Genomic DNA, 656 nt, shown 5'->3' with positions numbered 1-656 from the left:
AACCGCCCGCGAAATCGTCCGTGGTACGACATGAACACCGTGTCGACCCGCTCGGCGATCAGAAAATCCAACACCGCCGGCGTCACCATGACATTGCCCATCAACACCAACTGATCGAGATCGTGCACCAGCAACTCCGCCTTCCGCGTCTTGCCGGTCCATACCTGCAGCACCGGTCCGTCGCGACGAACGGTGGCGCCCTGTTCGGTGATGTAGGCGGTTTTCATGGGGTCCTGGGGTCCTGGGGTCCTGGGGTCTTGAGGTCCTGGGGTCTTGAGGGCGTGGGGGGTTATTCGGCAGTTGACAAATGCGGACGGCGGCGTGCGGGCGACCGACCGGGTACGACTCACGCCGATCTGTTCTCCAACAGGCGCGCGAGGGCGGCTTCGATCCGGGCCAGGCGGGCCTCCAGACCTTCAAGGCCCGGCGCCGGCGCCTCGACGACGTCCGGGGCCTCGATCCACGGCGGGTCGCGGCGGCCGGTCGGCGGCGGCTCGCGCAATGCGAACAGCGCCGGCGTCGCATAGCCGCCTGTCGCCGGGTCGGGGCTGGCGCACCCGCGGCACCCGTCCGGAAACCGTTCCGCGAGTTTCTTGCACCCGGCCGGGCTTTGCAGACCCCGCCGGACTCGATCCAGCTCCTTGCGGCTCACACCG

The 656-nt window shown here is 68.4% G+C and carries 2 protein-coding genes; both read right to left on the bottom strand.

What is annotated here, in order from left to right:
* A partial coding sequence (locus L6Q96_23350) for a CRISPR-associated endonuclease Cas1 (GenBank protein ID MCK6557484.1) occupies window positions 1-227 on the bottom strand: 227 nt, incomplete at its 3' end.
* A 119-nt stretch (window positions 228-346) separates the two neighbouring features.
* On the bottom strand, window positions 347-656 hold a 310-nt coding region (locus L6Q96_23345), incomplete at its 5' end, for a hypothetical protein (protein MCK6557483.1).

This window comes from Candidatus Binatia bacterium (genome assembly GCA_023150935.1).
Classification (GTDB): domain Bacteria; phylum Desulfobacterota; class Binatia; order HRBIN30; family HRBIN30; genus JAKLJW01.
Note: the sequence above shows the minus strand (reverse complement) of the source record. Positions and strands in the feature narration are given on the sequence as shown.